At 64.3% G+C, this 15,093-nt stretch carries 15 protein-coding genes; 5 read left to right on the top strand and 10 right to left on the bottom strand.

Features of this window, described 5'->3' with window-relative positions; translation table 11 throughout:
- Positions 1–48 precede the first annotated feature (48 nt).
- From FFS60_RS02010 to lipB, 3 genes are all read left to right on the top strand, one after another.
- Positions 49–1,212: a D-alanyl-D-alanine carboxypeptidase family protein gene (locus FFS60_RS02010; RefSeq protein ID WP_137820985.1), complete on the top strand. Its 1,164-nt coding sequence runs from the start codon at positions 49–51 to the stop codon at positions 1,210–1,212.
- Positions 1,213–1,285: 73 nt separating this feature from the next.
- A complete protein-coding gene (locus tag FFS60_RS02015; RefSeq protein ID WP_028631411.1) occupies positions 1,286–1,567 on the top strand; it encodes a DUF493 domain-containing protein in 282 nt (93 codons plus the stop codon).
- Positions 1,567–2,193 carry a lipoyl(octanoyl) transferase LipB gene (gene lipB / locus FFS60_RS02020; RefSeq protein ID WP_137820986.1) on the top strand — a complete coding sequence of 209 codons (627 nt, stop codon included), beginning with the start codon at positions 1,567–1,569 and terminating at the stop codon, positions 2,191–2,193. Before FFS60_RS02015 ends, lipB begins: the two co-directional genes overlap by 1 nt.
- Before the next feature lie 150 nt (positions 2,194–2,343).
- Here the strand turns inward: lipB and lipA are convergent, their stop codons facing one another.
- The 6 genes from lipA to leuS all read right to left on the bottom strand — a co-directional run bounded on the left by lipA (position 2,344) and on the right by leuS (position 9,518).
- Positions 2,344–3,396, bottom strand: coding sequence for a lipoyl synthase (gene lipA, locus FFS60_RS02025; RefSeq protein ID WP_028631413.1), 1,053 nt, complete (start codon positions 3,394–3,396; stop codon positions 2,344–2,346).
- A 141-nt stretch (positions 3,397–3,537) separates the two neighbouring features.
- Positions 3,538–4,854 (bottom strand): lytic murein transglycosylase, encoded by a 1,317-nt coding sequence (locus tag FFS60_RS02030; protein ID WP_028631414.1) that lies wholly within the window; start codon positions 4,852–4,854, stop codon positions 3,538–3,540.
- A gap of 65 nt (positions 4,855–4,919) precedes the next feature.
- Positions 4,920–5,078 carry an alternative ribosome rescue factor ArfA gene (gene arfA, locus FFS60_RS02035; protein WP_036997976.1) on the bottom strand — a complete coding sequence of 53 codons (159 nt, stop codon included), beginning with the start codon at positions 5,076–5,078 and terminating at the stop codon, positions 4,920–4,922.
- Positions 5,079–5,149: 71 nt separating this feature from the next.
- Positions 5,150–6,187: a DNA polymerase III subunit delta gene (gene holA / locus FFS60_RS02040; protein ID WP_137820987.1), complete on the bottom strand. Its 1,038-nt coding sequence runs from the start codon at positions 6,185–6,187 to the stop codon at positions 5,150–5,152.
- 40 nt (positions 6,188–6,227) lie between these two features.
- Positions 6,228–6,836 (bottom strand): LPS assembly lipoprotein LptE, encoded by a 609-nt coding sequence (gene lptE / locus FFS60_RS02045; protein ID WP_028631416.1) that lies wholly within the window; start codon positions 6,834–6,836, stop codon positions 6,228–6,230.
- Positions 6,837–6,896: 60 nt separating this feature from the next.
- The gene (leuS, locus tag FFS60_RS02050) at positions 6,897–9,518 is read right to left on the bottom strand and encodes a leucine--tRNA ligase (RefSeq protein WP_028631417.1); all 2,622 of its coding nucleotides are present in this window, start codon (positions 9,516–9,518) and stop codon (positions 6,897–6,899) included.
- Positions 9,519–9,771: 253 nt separating this feature from the next.
- On the opposite strand from leuS, the gene FFS60_RS02055 reads away from it, so the two are divergent.
- Both FFS60_RS02055 and FFS60_RS02060 read left to right on the top strand, forming a co-directional pair.
- Complete coding sequence (locus FFS60_RS02055; RefSeq protein ID WP_028631418.1) at positions 9,772–10,209, top strand: hypothetical protein; 438 nt, start codon at positions 9,772–9,774, stop codon at positions 10,207–10,209.
- Positions 10,210–10,233: 24 nt separating this feature from the next.
- A complete protein-coding gene (locus FFS60_RS02060) occupies positions 10,234–10,995 on the top strand; it encodes a YdcF family protein (protein WP_028631419.1) in 762 nt (253 codons plus the stop codon).
- Positions 10,996–11,057: 62 nt separating this feature from the next.
- On the opposite strand, the gene lnt is transcribed toward FFS60_RS02060, so the two are convergent.
- From lnt to FFS60_RS02080, 4 genes are all read right to left on the bottom strand, one after another.
- A complete protein-coding gene (lnt, locus tag FFS60_RS02065; RefSeq protein WP_137820988.1) occupies positions 11,058–12,578 on the bottom strand; it encodes an apolipoprotein N-acyltransferase in 1,521 nt (506 codons plus the stop codon).
- A 109-nt stretch (positions 12,579–12,687) separates the two neighbouring features.
- Complete coding sequence (locus FFS60_RS02070) at positions 12,688–13,527, bottom strand: HlyC/CorC family transporter (protein ID WP_028631421.1); 840 nt, start codon at positions 13,525–13,527, stop codon at positions 12,688–12,690.
- 21 nt (positions 13,528–13,548) lie between these two features.
- The gene (gene ybeY / locus FFS60_RS02075; protein WP_137820989.1) at positions 13,549–14,013 is read right to left on the bottom strand and encodes an rRNA maturation RNase YbeY; all 465 of its coding nucleotides are present in this window, start codon (positions 14,011–14,013) and stop codon (positions 13,549–13,551) included.
- Entirely contained in the window at positions 14,006–15,022 is a 1,017-nt protein-coding gene (locus tag FFS60_RS02080; RefSeq protein ID WP_028631423.1) for a PhoH family protein, read from the bottom strand. Before FFS60_RS02080 ends, ybeY begins: the two co-directional genes overlap by 8 nt.
- Positions 15,023–15,093: the final 71 nt, after the last annotated feature.

Genomic DNA, 15,093 nt, shown 5'->3' on the forward strand with positions numbered 1-15,093 from the left:
TAGCCTGCAAGGGCCTGTTAGACCATTAGCTACTTCTCAGAGAGACGGATGAACATCTTCAGCTTCGCCAAACGCCTTTTACTGCCCGCAGCCCTGCTCATCGTCGCGCCGGCCTCCATGGCGACCCAGCAGATCGTCCCGTCGCCGCCCCAGTTGGCTGCCAAGTCCTATGTGCTGATGGACGCCCAGAGTGGCCAGGTGCTGGTCGAAAACAACGGTGACCAGCGTCTGCCGCCGGCCAGCCTGACCAAGCTGATGACCGCTTACATCGCCACCCTGGAAATTCGCAAGGGCCAGATCGGCGAGAACGATCCGGTCACCATCAGTGAGCACGCCTGGCGTACCGGTGGTTCGCGCATGTTCGTCCAGGTCAATACTCAGGTGTCCCTGAGCGACCTGCTGCACGGCATCATCATCCAGTCGGGCAACGACGCCAGCGTGGCCGTGGCCGAGCACATCGCCGGCAGTGAAGACGCCTTCGCCGACATGATGAACACCACTGCCGAGAAGCTCGGCATGACCAACAGCCACTTCATGAATGCCACCGGCCTGCCCAACCCGGAGCACTACTCCACCTCCCATGACATGGCGACCCTGGCCCGCGCGATCATCTACGAAGACCCGGCCCACTACGCCATCTACTCCCAGAAGGAGTTCTTCTGGAACAACATCAAGCAGCCCAACCGCAACTTGCTGCTGTGGCGAGACAAGACCGTCGACGGCCTGAAGACCGGCCACACCGACGAAGCCGGCTACTGCCTGGTGGCTTCCGCTGTGCGTGACAACATGCGCCTGATCGCTGTGGTGTTCGGTACCAACAGCGAGCAGGCCCGTGCCGCCGAGACCCAGAAACTGCTGACCTACGGCTTCCGTTTCTTCGAAACCCAGACCTTCTATCAGAAGGGCGCCGAGCTGGCGAAAGCCCAGGTGTGGAAGGGCGCTACCCGCGAAGCCAAGGCGGGCCTGGCCCAGGACCTGACCCTGACCCTGCCGAGGGGCCAAGCGAAGAAGCTGCAGGCCAGCATGACCTTGAATCCGCAGCTGATCGCCCCCATCAAGCAGGGTGACGTGATCGGCAAGGTGGAGGTCAAGCTGGAAGACCAGGTAGTCCACAGCGCCGACCTGATCGCCCTCGAGACCGTTGAGGAAGGTGGTTTCTTCCGCCGCCTGTGGGATAGCATCCGCCTGTTCTTCTTCGGCCTGTTCAATTGACCTACTGAGCCGCCGCCTCGTGCCTTACCAAGCCCGGGGCGTCCGCATCGCGGATCACGAGTCCGCCGCCGCCATGACCGACACTCCTGACGTACAACCTCCAAAAATCGAGTTCCCCTGCGAGCGTTACCCCATCAAGGTAATCGGCGATTCAGGCGAAGGCTTCGCCGACCTGGTGATCGAGGTCATCCAGCGCCACGCTCCTGACCTCGACTCCACCACCCTGGTGGTGCGTGACAGCCGCAATGGTCGTTTCCTCTCGGTACAGGTGCTGATCACCGCCACCGGCGTCGACCAGCTGCAGGCGATCCACATCGACCTGCGTGCCACCGGTCGTGTGCACATGGTGCTCTAGTGGCATCTGCCGAACTTGTCGTGCGCCATCTGGGGTTGGTGGACTATCTGCCGACCCTCGAAGCGATGCGACGCCTGACTGCCGAGCGCGACGAACGGACACCTGACGAAATCTGGCTGCTGCAGCACCCCCGGGTATTTACTCAGGGTCAGGCTGGCAAGGCCGAACATCTGCTCGCACCGGGAGACATCCCGGTGGTGCAGGTTGATCGCGGCGGCCAAGTCACCTATCACGGCCCCGGGCAACTGGTGGCCTACCTGATGCTCGACCTGCGCCGTCTCGGACTGGGCGTACGCGAGCTGGTCACGGCCATGGAGCAGAGCCTGGTCGATGTCCTGGCTGCCTATGGCGTCGAAGCCGCGCCCAAGGCGGATGCGCCCGGTGTCTATGTCGACGGCGACAAGATCGCCTCGCTGGGGCTGAGGGTCAGCCGTGGCTGCTCCTTCCACGGCCTGGCGCTCAATGTGGACATGGACATGTCGCCCTTCTGGCGGATCAATCCCTGCGGCTACGCCGGGTTGAAGATGGTGCAGCTCAAGGACCTGCTTGAGACGGCACCACCCTTCGAAGAGGTGGCTCAGCGCCTGGAACGTGCTCTACGCCAGCGGCTGGGCTACGCCAGCTAGGCTGCGCGAGGCGTCTCGAACACGCGGAAATGAAACGCCCCCCTCCCTTTGGGAGGGGGGCGAGTCTTTTATGGGCTTTCGGATGGCGCCTGATTGCTGGGTGAAAACACCCTTTCGCCGACTTGCCGTAGCGGGCGGCGAATCGCCAGCTCAGCTCAGGTTGAGTGCCGGAATGATGCTGACGTCGAGGGGCTGGCCCGGCACCGGAACCGGCGCTGCCAGGCCCAGGTTGTTCTTCTCGAACACCCGGTCTGCCCGGTAACTGGAGCGCACCAGCGGGCCCGCCGCGACTTCCATGAAACCCTTCTGCAGGCCGATATCACGGAAGCGGTTGAACTCCTCCGGGCTGACCCAGCGCTTGACCGGCAAATGGTTGCGGGTGGGCTGCAGGTACTGGCCGAGGGTGAGGATGTCCACGCCAATGGCGCGCAGGTCATCCATGGTCTCGATGACTTCCTCGTCAGTCTCACCCAGTCCGAGCATCAGGCTAGTCTTGGCCAGCACGTCAGGACGGTGACGCTTGGCATGCTCCAGCACGCGCAGGGTCTTCTCGTAGCCGGCGCGCGGGTCGCGCACCACATGGGTCAGCCGCTTGACCGTTTCGACGTTCTGCGCGAAGACCTCAAGGCCGGAGTCCACGACCCGTTCGATGGCCTGAAGGTCGCCGTTGAAGTCCGGGGTCAGGGCCTCCACGACCACTTGCGGCGTGCGCTCCTTGATCGCGCGCACGCAGGCGGCGTAGTGACTGGCGCCGCCATCATGCAGGTCGTCGCGATCCACCGAGGTCAGCACGATATAGCGCAACGCCATCAGCTCGACGGATTTGGCAGTGTTCTGGGGTTCTTCCTGGTCCAGCCAACCGTTGGGGTTGCCGGTGTCCACGGCGCAGAAGCGGCAGGCGCGGGTGCACACCGAACCCATCAGCATGATGGTGGCAGTGCCGTTGGACCAGCACTCGCCCATGTTCGGGCAGTGCGATTCCTGGCACACGGTGCTCAGGCGATGTTCACTGACATTGCGCTTGACCGCCTCGAAGCGGCTGCCGCCCGGCGCCTTGACCCGCAGCCACTTGGGCTTGGGTTCGAATACCTGCGCCTCGGCCGAGGTTCGGCGCTTCTGGCCATCCTTGATCGCGGTGATGCCCTGCGCAGTACGGAACTTTTCGCCGCTGGCGACGGGTTTGGAGGTGTCTGTATCGGACATGGGAAAACTGGCTCCGCTAGAGGCTCCGTGGGCTGCCGCAGGGGCAAAAAAGGGTGGCGCAGTGTATCACAAAGGCTTCTGCACGAACTGGCCGCCGTCCGGAAGCGAGCGCGCCGGAGGCTGCGAGGAAGGCGGGGGGGCTTAGCGCCCCTCGCGCAACTGCATGAGCAGTTCCAGGTTGGGGTAGCCGTCCGCTGGCCAGCCCAGGCGCTGCTGGTAGCCGCGAATGGCCTTGCGGGTGTTGGCGCCGATGATGCCGTCCGGCGCACCCGGGGAGTAGCCGGCGGCCGTCAGCGATTCTTGCAGTTCCACGCGCTCGCTGCGGCTCAGCGGGCGTTCGTCGCGAGGCCAATTGGCAGTGAGTTCGCCACGACCATCGAAGCGTTCGCCCAACAGGCTCACGGCAAGGGCGTAAGACGAAGAGTTGTTGTACTTGAGGATGGCGCGGAAGTTATCCAGCACCAGGAAGGCGGGGCCGCGATAGCCGGCAGGGAGCAACAGCGAGGCGGACTCCCCGGACAGGGATGCTGCTTGTGCGCCGGTCTGTACGCCCAGGGCTTGCCACTGTGCCACGGGCCTGCGGATGTCGGCGTCGGCCTGGGCATAGTCGAAGCCTTGGGGCAGTTGCACCTGCAGCGCGGCAGGCTGGCCCTTGCGCCAGCCGGAGGCTTGCAGGTAGTGCGCGGCAGAGGCCAGGGCATCGGCCGAGGAGCTCCAGATATTGCGGCGGCCGTCGCCATCGAAGTCCACCGCGTGACTGTTATAGGTGGTGGGGATGAATTGGGTCTGGCCCATGGCGCCGGCCCAGGAGCCCAGCATATTGGCGGGCTGGATATCGCCGTGCTGGAGGATCTGCAGGGCAGCGAGCAGCTGTGCGTGAGCGAACGCCGGGCGACGACCTTCGTAGGCCAGTGTCGCCAGGGAGCGGATTACCGACTTGTCGCCCATGAACTGGCCGAAGCTGCTTTCCATGCCCCAAATGGCGACCAGGGGCTCGCGGTCCACCCCGAAGCGCTGTTCGATAGCGTCCAGCGTGGCTGCGTGTTCGGTCATCAGGGCCTGGCCCTTGCGCACACGGTAGGGCGAGATGGCGCCTTCCAGATATTCCCAGACCGGCCGAGTGAACTCGGGTTGGCTGCGATCGGCGGAAATCACGCTGGGGTCTGGGGTGATGCCGGCAAAGGCTCGATCGAAAGTGTCGGGGTCTATGCCGCTGGACAGGGCTTCGCGACGAAAAGCGTCACGCCAGGCACTGAAGCTGACGGCCGGCATCACTATCGGGGCCTGGGCGGATAGTGCCGAGGTTGTGATGGGGGCGCTGGCGGGTTGGCTGACCTGGGGCTGTGGAGCGGAAGCGGGCTTCTGTGCCGGGGCGTCGGCGCAAGCGCTGAGCAGAGTGAAGGCAGAGGTCGCGGCCAGGCTGCGAAACATCAGGCTGGTGGCGGGAGCATCGAACATACGCGAGTCTCGAGGCAGACGAATCAAGCCGCGACCTTAACACGTCCGAGCCGATTTACGCCTACTCAGGCGGCCATAAGCGACGAAGCCTCCCAATCTTGGGAGGCTTCGCGGCGGTAACTTCCTTTGCCTTTCTGGGGCTTCTCCCGACGGCAGCGGAAGAGTGGCTGGGCTACCAGGGACTTTGCGCGTTCGGGCGCGCCTTGCTTGCGTTTCTTGGCCATGGCCGATCCTCGATTGCACCCGCACCACTGCGGGCGCGCGCATCATCGGCTTCTGTTCAGAAAATGTCCAGCTACTCGGCGGCCAGGGGCAGGCGTTGGCCGGCCAGCAGCAAGGCGAGACGGGCGAGGCCGTTCCAGGGATCACCTGGTGCCTGGCCCTTGATCTGCGCGTCAATGCGCTGGGCGTCCTGCAGCAATTGATTCCAGCGCGACGCCGGATGGCGCTGCAGGGCGCGGGTAACCAATGGGCGGCGTTTGTCCCACACGGGGGGGCGCGCGGCGGCAAAGGCCTTTTCCAGGGGGACGCCCTGGCTGTATTGCTGGGCCAGGCCAGCGAGCAGGCGCAGTTCGCGGGCCAGTGCCCAGAGGATTACCGGTGGCTCGACACCCTCGCCGCGCAAACCTTCCAGGGTGCGTAGGGTATGAGCGGGCTCGCCGTTGAGGGCGGCGTCTATCAGGCCGAAGACATCGAAACGGGCACTGTCGGCCACTGCTGCCTGGACGGTAGCGGCATCGATCTGCCCACCTTCGGCCACCAGCTTGAGCTTTTCGATTTCCTGGGCGGCTGCCAGCAGGTTGCCTTCGACCCGTGCGGCTATCAGGTCTACCGCTTCCTGGTTGGCGGCAAGCCCGGCCTGGGACAGGCGCTGGCGAATCCATTGCGGGAGGTTGTGCGCGTCGATGGGCCAGATCTGGATGAACTGGGTATCCGGCCCGTCGATCAGTGCCTTGGCCCACTTGGTCTTCTGGGTGCTGCCGTCGAGCTTGGGCAGGTTCAGCAGGAGAACGGTGTCTTCCGGCGGTCGTGCCAGGTATTCCAGCAGTGCGGCGGCGCCCTTGTCCCCGGGCTTGCCCGAGGGCATGCGCACTTCCAGCAGTCGCTTCTCGGCAAACAGCGAAAGACTGGCGCCGGCTTCCAGCAGGAGGCCCCAGTCGAAGTTGGCTTCGGCATTGAACACCTGGCGCTCGCTGAAGTCCCGTGCTCGGGCGCTGGCGCGAATGGCGTCACAGGCTTCCTGGCAGAGCAGCGGCTCGTCGCCGCTGACGATGTAGACCGGTGCCAGCGGGCCCTGCAGGTGTTTGCCCAGTTGTGCGGGATTGAGCTTCATAGGCGCAAATGACCGGGGCCGCTCGTGCGGCCCCGTGTACTCACTGGATGGGCAGTTGCAGCGGCGATTGCTGCGGTTGCTGGGCCTTCTCGGCCTGGCGCGCGGCTTCCAGCGCTTCGGCTTCGGCCTTGGCCTTGGCTTCTGCGGTCTGTTGCAGCTGGTCGAGTTGGGACGGGGTGATCAGCTGCAGGCGCATGAGCATCTGCTGGACCATTTCCTGGCGCATTTCCTGGCGCAGCTGTGCAGCTTCCTGGTCGGAACCGATCAGGTTGTTGCTGTCGTGCACGTAGTACTTCTGCACGGTCAGCTTGTCGTCCATCAGCAGCAGGTCGTTGTTGCCGTGGATTTCGTATTGCAGGGTCTGGGTCAGTTCGTACTCTGCGCTGCGGGCGCCAGTGGTGTAGGAGGCAGTGCGCTGGGATTCGTCCTCGCGGGCCAATACAAGGGTGTAGGGCGCGCCGGCGTGGACATTCACGCCGTTGTCTTCCAGTGCTGCGCGCACGGCCTTGACGGTCGGGCCGTACAGGTTGCGAGCGGTCACGTCCATTTCGGTCAGGGCGAAGCTGGCGTCGCCAGTGCCGCGCAGCTGAAAACCGCACGCACTCAGCAGTGCGGCAAGGCCCAGGACCAGCAGATTCCGTTTCATCATTTCTTGCTTTCCCCTTGCGAGCAGTCCGGCGCCGTTCCTGGAGGAGGGCGCCGGCTTCGATCAGTTGGCGACGATATTGACCAGTTTGCCTGGTACGACGATGACCTTGCGGATGGTCAGGCCGTCGGTGAAGCGCAGTACGTTTTCGTTGGCGCGCGCAGTGGCTTCCACCGCCTCGCGGCTGGCGTCGGCCGGCACTTCGATATGACCACGCAGCTTGCCGTTGACCTGAACCACCAGTTGCAGGCTGTCCTGCACCAGGGCGGCTTCGTCCACGGTCGGCCAGGTGGCGTCGATGGAAGCACCGGAGTGGCCCAGTTCGCGCCAGACCACGTGGCTGATATGCGGAGTGATGGGGGCCAGCAGCAGCGCTACGGTTTCCAGGCCTTCCTGCAGCAGTGCGCGGTCTTCAGCGCTGGCTTGCGGAGCTTTCTCTAGCACGTTCATCAGGGTCATCACGGCAGCGATGGCAGTGTTGAACTTGTGGTGCTGGCCAATATCCTGGCTGGCCTGCTTGATGGCCAGGTGGATGGCGCGGTGCACGGCTTTCTGTTCGTCGTTCAGCGCGCTGCGATCCAGGGCGGCCGGCAGACCCGCGGCGACATGCGCCTGGGCCAGTCGCCAGACGCGACGGAGGAAGCGGCTAGCGCCCTCGACACCGGAGTCGGACCACTCGAGGCTCATGTCCGGCGGCGAGGCGAACATCATGAACAGGCGGCAGGTGTCGGCGCCGTAGGCGTCGATCATGGCTTGCGGGTCGACGCCGTTGTTCTTCGACTTCGACATTTTCTCGGTGCCGCCGATTTCCACCGGCAGGCCGTCGGTTTTCAGGCGGGCGCCGATGACCTTGGCCTTGGCGTCGCGCTCGACTTCGACGTCGGCCGGGTTGAACCAGTCCTTGCCACCGTTGGCTGCAACGCGGTAGTAGGTCTCGGCCACCACCATGCCCTGGGTGAGCAGGTTCTTGAACGGCTCGTCGGAGCTGACCAGGCCTTCATCACGCATCAGCTTGTGGAAGAAGCGCGCGTAGAGCAGGTGCAGGATCGCGTGTTCGATACCGCCGATGTATTGGTCCACCGGCAGCCAGTGGTTGGCTGCGGCCGGGTCGACCATGCCCTTGTCGTAGTTTGGCGAGGCGTAGCGGGCGAAGTACCAGGAGCTCTCCACGAAGGTATCCATGGTGTCGGTTTCGCGCTTGGCCGCTGTGCCGCATTTCGGGCAGGTGCAGTTATAGAATTCGGGCATCTTCGCCAGCGGGCTGCCGGCGCCGTCCGGCACCACATCTTCCGGCAGGATTACCGGCAGTTGGTCTTCCGGCACGGGCACGTCACCACAGCTCGGGCAGTGGATGATCGGGATCGGGCAGCCCCAGTAGCGCTGGCGGCTGATGCCCCAGTCACGCAGGCGGAACTGGGTGCGGGCTTGGCCGAGGCCTTTCTTTTGCAAGGCCACTTCGATGGCGTCGAAGGCGCCCTGGTAGTCCAGACCGTCGAACTCGCCGGAGTTGATCAGTTGCCCGTGCTCGCCATAGGCGTCTTGCCACGGGGCGGGCGTTTCGTCGCCGGCAGCGGTGCGGATCACCGGTTTGACCGGCAGGTCGTACTTGTGGGCGAAGGCGAAGTCGCGCTCATCGTGGGCCGGCACGGCCATCACGGCACCTTCGCCATAATTCATGAGGACGTAGTTGGCGACCCAGACGGGCAGCTTGTCGCCGGTCAGCGGGTGTTCGACGAACAGCGGAGTGGGCAGGCCCTTTTTCTCCTGGGTGGCGATGTCGGCTTCGGCGACGCCACCGCGTTTGCATTCGTCGATGAAGGCTTGCAGCTCAGCGGCCTTGTCGGCCGGCAGCTTCTGCACGGCCAGGGTGGCCAGCGGGTGCTCGGCGGCGACAGCGACGTAAGTGGCGCCCAGCAGGGTGTCCGGACGAGTCGTGAAGACTTTCAGTGCCCCGGCCTGGCCAATGCTGGATGGGTCGTAGGGGAAGCTGACTTCCATGCCGCGGGATTTGCCAATCCAGTTGCGCTGCATGGTCTTGACCTGCTCGGGCCAGCCGTCCAGGTCGTCGAGGCTGCTCAAGAGTTCATCCGCATAGGCGGTGATCTTGAAGTAGTACATCGGGATCTCGCGCTTCTCGACCAGCGCACCGGAGCGCCAGCCGCGGCCGTCGATGACCTGCTCGTTGGCAAGGACCGTCTGGTCTGCCGGGTCCCAGTTGACGGTGCCGTTCTTGCGGTAGATCACGCCTTTTTCGAACAGTTTGGTGAACAGCCACTGCTCCCAACGGTAGTAGTCGGGCTTGCAGGTGGTGACTTCACGGGACCAGTCGATGGCCAGGCCCAGGCTTTTCAGCTGGGTCTTCATGTAGTCGATGTTTTCGTAGGTCCACTTGGCCGGTGCGACGTTGTTCTTCATGGCGGCGTTTTCTGCCGGCATTCCGAAGGCGTCCCAGCCCATGGGCTGCAGCACGTTCTTGCCCAGCATGCGCTGATAGCGGGCGATCACGTCGCCGATGGTGTAGTTGCGCACGTGCCCCATGTGTAGCTTGCCGCTCGGGTAGGGGAACATCGACAGGCAATAGAAGGTGTCCTTGCCGGGCTGCTCACTCACTTCAAAGGATTTATGCGCGTCCCAGTGGGCTTGCGCGGCGGCTTCGATTTCGCGGGGCTGATACTGTTCGTGCATGGCTACTGGCGCTGGAGGATGGGGTTCCTCGGGTCCGGGGGCGCTGGCCTTGGCCACGCTGCCGGACCCTGGAGGAAACAGAAATTCAAGCGACGTAGCATACATGACCCCTGTCGGCCTAGGGAAACCCTGAATGCACGGCCGGCGTCCGTCGGCAATCCCCGCGCCGTTTGTCGCTGGCACCTTGCAGCGGAGAACCGAACGCTAAGCTTTTCATAAGCAACGCAAGCGTTTACGCAGTTCGAGGTGTTGGATGGGTGAGTTGCGGCGGACGGACTCAGGGAGCGGGCTCTACGAGCGGTTGTTACACCGGCTGGCCCTGGCGCTGGATGAAGCGGATACGGCGGTTCGCTTGCGCGACGAGGAACCGCTCGAACTGGAGCTCAAGGGACTGACTCCTGCCGAGATGGAGTTGATCCGCGCCTATCTGGATCGCGACATGCGCTGGTTGCGTGGCTGGCATGCCGCCGCCGAGGAGCTGGCGGCCATCGAGGAGTTGCCCCGTCGATCGCCGCGTGCCGACAGTGGCCCACCCAAGAGCTTCGCCCTCAAGCCTAAACCCCAGTTCAAGCGCCGCCAGCAACTGTGCTGCGCCATGTGCGGTACGCCGGCCATCTGGCAGCGCGGCCAGGGTGTGCCGGCCTGCATGTCCTGTGGGTCACAGCTTTTCCGCACGTCCAATCCCCGTTAGGCTCCGGGCACCCTGGAGGTGCCCATGCCGATTCGCTACATCATCAAGCAATTCCTGCTCCCGCCCGGTGGCCTGCTGCTCTTGCTGCTGCTGGCCTGGTGGTTGCGTCGGCGCATGCCGCGCCTGTCTCTGGCCTGTTTCATTACGGGGCTTGGGGGGCTCTGGCTGATGAGCCTGCCGATCGTGGTCGAATGGTCGGCCAAGGCGCTGGAGCGCGAGCCGCCCCTGGCCATGGCGGAGTGGGCTCAGTTGGCTGGGCGGGTGGACGCCATCGTTGTGCTGGGTGGTGGCCGTGAACAGGCCGACCCGGCCTGGGGTGCGGATCAGCCTTCGCCCATGGCCATGGAACGCCTGCGCTATGCCGCGCGTCTGGCCCGTGCAAGTGGCCTGCCGCTGTTGACCAGTGGCGGCCTGCACTATGGCGAACCGCCCTCCGAGGCGCGGATCATGGCCGATACACTTGGGCGCGATTTCGGCCTGGAGGTGCGCTGGCAGGAGGGGGAGAGTCGTACTACCTGGGAGAACGCCACCTACAGCGCCGCGCTGCTCCAACCTGCCGGGGTGCGCCGGGTTCTGCTGGTGACTCAGGCTTCGCACATGCCCCGGGCCCGCTGGAGTTTCGAGCGGGCGGGGTTCGAGGTGGTGGCGGCGCCCGTGGGTTACCTCGGCGTACCCAATGGCCGCCCGCTGGGCGGCTGGTTGCCGGAGTCCAAGGCCGTCTGGCAGAGCGGAATGCTGCTGAACGAGGTCGTCGGACTGCTGGCCTATCCACTGGCCTATGACTGAGAGGGCCGTGTTCCTTGTCGGGTGTGAGTGCGTTCACGCCCAACAAGGAGCGGCCAGTGCCGTTAAACCGTCTTGGCGATGCGGCTGGCCAGCAAGGCCCAGGCGAACAGCAGGCCGCAGAGAATGACCAACGGCCAGGCGCGCCACTGCAGGTAGGGCGTCATGCCCTGCATGGGCAGGACTTCGCCGTAGAGCACGCCTTGCTGGAACTGCGGGATGCCTTCGGTGACCTGGCCGAACGGGTCGATCAGTACGGTTACGCCGTTGTTGGTGGCGCGGATCATCCAGCGGCCGGCCTCCAGGGCGCGCATCTGGGCCATTTGCAGATGCTGCAGCGGGCCGATAGAGGTGCCGAACCAGGTGTCGTTGCTCACCGTCAGGAGGATGTCGCTCTGGGCGGCCAGTCCGGCAGCGAATTCCGGATAGACCACTTCGTAGCAGATGTACGGGGCGATGCGGTACCCCTTGGCCATCAACGGCCCCTGGCTGGAGTCGCCGCGGGCGAAGTCGGACATGGGCAGGTCGAAGAAGGCGATCAGCCCGCGCAGCACTTCCTGTAGCGGCACGTATTCGCCGAACGGCACCAGCTTCTGCTTGAGGTAAGTCCCTTCGCCCTGGCCGACCACGGTGATGCCGTTGTAGTAGCGCTTCTCGCCCCGTTCATTGTTCTGGCGGATCGGTACGCCCGTGATAAGGGCGGACTGTCGATCAGTGGCGAAGCGATTCATCACACCGAGGTAGCCCTCGACGAATTCCTTGAGCACTGGCACGGCGGTTTCCGGCCAGATGATCAGGTCGGCCTTCTGCGCGCTGAAGGTCATGTCGCGGTAGAGCGCGAGCTGGGCGTTGAGTTGCTCCGGGTCCCATTTCAGGTTCTGTTCGATGTTGCCCTGCATGGCGGCGACCTTCAGCGGCGCGCCGGCAGGCTGGGTCCAGGCGTGGCCCTTGAGTGCCAGGCCGCCGACCCAGGGCGCGATCAACAGCACGATGCCGGCACCAAGGAACGCGGGACGGCTGCGCAGGCGAGCAAGGTTCACCAGCACGGCGGCGGACAGTGCCAGCGCGAAGGACACCAGCCAGACGCCGCCCACCGGCGCAAGGCCGGCGAGCGGGCCGTCGAGCTGGCTGTAGCCGGCGTAAAGCCAGGGGAAGCCCGTGAGGAACCAGCCGCGGAAGGCTTCCTGGGCCAGCCATAGGGCGGCGAACGCCAGGGTGTCGGCCAGGGCTGCTTCGCTGCGACGTATCCAGCGAGCCCAGACCAGTGCGGGCAGGGCGAAAAACAGGGCGACACCGGCGCTGAATCCGATGGTAAGGAAACTCGCCAGCGGCACCGAGGCGGCGCCGTAGTCGTGAATGCTGACGTAGATCCAGCTGGTACCGGTGCTGAACAGGCCAAAGCCATAGCACCAGCCGCGCCAGAAGGCTGCCTTGGGTGCCAGGTCGCGCAGGCCAAGGTAGAACAGGGCCAGGGACAGCAGTTCCAGGGGCCAGAAGTCGAAGGGGGCGAAAGCCAGGGGTGTGAGGGCGCCGGCGGCCAGGGCCAACAGGTTGCCCGGCCAGCCGGGGCGAGTGATCCAGTTCATGCTCGGTCCTTGGGCGGATAGGGAGCTGGAATAGCGAGCGAGCGGAGCCTTTTTCCGGCTCCGGGCGCGATTATCCACGGGCGCCCCTCCGCTGTGGAGGGGGCGCGTATCAACGGGAAAGCGGGGAAAGGCGCAGCAGATGAATGCGGCGGCTGTCCGCGTTGAGCACGCGGAAGCGGAACTCGCCGATCTCGGTGGTTTCGTTGCGTTTGGGTAGATGGCCAAAGGCACCCATGACCAGACCGCCTACGGTGTCGAATTCGTCCTCGGAGAATTCCGTCTCGAAGAACTCGTTGAAGGCATCCACCGGAGTCAGCGCCTTGACGATGAAGTCGCCACTGGGCAGCGGCTTGATGTAGCTGTCTTCCTCGACGTCGTGCTCGTCCTCGATATCGCCGACGATCTGCTCCAGCACGTCCTCGATGGTCACCAGGCCGGCAACGCCACCGTATTCGTCGATGACGACGGCCATGTGGTTGTGGTTGGCGCGGAACTCCCGCAGCAGCACGTTGAGGCGCTTGGATTCGGGCACGAACGTGGCCGGGCGCAACAGGTCCTTGATGTTGAACGACTGGCCGTTGTCCTGAAGGATCAGTGGCAACAGGTCTTTGGCCAGGAGGATACCCATGACGTCATCCAGGCTTTCGCCGACGACCGGGTAGCGGGAGTGAGCGGCGTCGATGATCGACGGGAGGAACTCCTTGGGCGTCTGATTGGCCCTGATGCTGATCATCTGCGAGCGCGGCACCATGATGTCGCGTACTTGCAGATCAGCGACCTGTATGGCGCCTTCGACAATCGACAGCGCTTCGCTGTCGAGCAGTTTGTTCTGGTGGGCTTCGCGCAGCAGCTCGAGGAGCTCCTGGCGGCTTTTCGGCTCATGGGCAAAGGCCTGGGTCAGCTTTTCCAGCCAGGACCTGTGCCCGTTGCTCGATCGATCTTCGCTCATATGTCCTTTGCTCGGTGCTTCTTATTGGTCTTCGTCGTCGCGGTAAGGGTCGGGGTGGCCAAGTTCAGCCAGCAATTCCCGTTCCAGTGTTTCCATTTCCTCGGCTTCCGCATCTTCGATGTGGTCGTATCCGAGCAGGTGCAGGCAACCGTGGATCACCAGGTGCGCCCAATGTGCCTGAAGGGCCTTGCCCTGTTCGGCTGCTTCCCGTGCCACCACCGGCGCGCAGACCACCAGGTCGCCGAGGAGCGGGATATCCAGCAACTCGTCCGGTGCATCGGCAGGGAAGGAGAGCACGTTGGTAGCGTAGTCCTTGTGTCGCCAGGTGCGGTTCAGTTCGCGGCCTTCGGGCTCATCCACCAGTCGGATGGTCAGCTCGGAGTCGGCGCTGCGCTGGCGCAGGGCCAGCTCGCACCAGCGACGGAAGTCCGCCTCGCTCGGCAGGCCCGGGGCCGTGCTTGCGAGTTGCAGGTCAAGTTCAAGCATTGTCGTTTATCGCGCCCGGGTCGTTGTCGGCCGGCTTGGCCTTGGCTGGCTGCTGGCGGCTGTCGAAGCGGTCGTAGGCTTCCACGATGCGTTGCACCAGCGGGTGGCGCACCACGTCCTGGGACTTGAAGTGGGTGAAGCTGATGCCCGGAACATCGCGCAGCACATCGATCACATGGGTCAGGCCGGATTTCGTGCCGCGCGGCAGGTCGATCTGGGTGATGTCGCCAGTGATCACGGCGGTGGAACCGAAGCCGATACGGGTCAGGAACATCTTCATCTGCTCGAGGGTCGTGTTCTGACTCTCGTCGAGAATGATGAAGCTGTTGTTAAGGGTGCGGCCGCGCATATAAGCCAGCGGGGCGACTTCGATGACCTGCTTCTCGATCAACTTGGCTACCTGCTCGAAGCCGAGCATCTCGTAGAGTGCGTCGTACAGCGGGCGCAGGTAGGGGTCGATCTTCTGCGAGAGGTCGCCAGGGAGGAAGCCGAGCTTTTCGCCCGCCTCGACCGCCGGTCGAACCAACAGGATGCGTCGCACTTGCTCGCGTTCCAGGGCGTCCACGGCGCAGGCGACTGCCAGGTAGGTCTTGCCGGTGCCGGCCGGGCCGATGCCGAAATTGATGTCGTGATCGAGGATCGATTTCACGTAGCTCTGCTGGTTGGCACCGCGGGGGCGGATGTTGCCTTTGCGGGTGCGCAGTGTCACGGCTTCGGTCCTGGGGCTGGCTTCTTCCATTCCCGTCTCGCGGAGGAAGAGGTGCACCAGGTCGGGCGACAATTCGATGGCTTCGGTTTCGCGGTAGAGGCGACGCAGGAGGTTTTCCGTGGCGCGGGTGCGTTGAGGGTCGCCAACCAGTTCGAACTGGTTACCTCGGTTACGGATCTCGATTTCCATGCGTTGTTCGATCAAGCGCAAATGCTCGTCGAACTGGCCGCAGAGATTGGCGAAGCGGCGGGCTTCAAAGGGTTCCAGGGTGAAGCGGTGCAAATCCAGGGAGGCGTTCAATGTCGTGTGTTCGCCCTTGGGCGGTAGGAGTGGAGTGACATGAAGAATAACCCCGGGGGCCCGCCTGGAAA

Source organism: Pseudomonas sp. D(2018) (assembly GCF_005502555.1).
GTDB lineage: Bacteria > Pseudomonadota > Gammaproteobacteria > Pseudomonadales > Pseudomonadaceae > Metapseudomonas > Metapseudomonas resinovorans.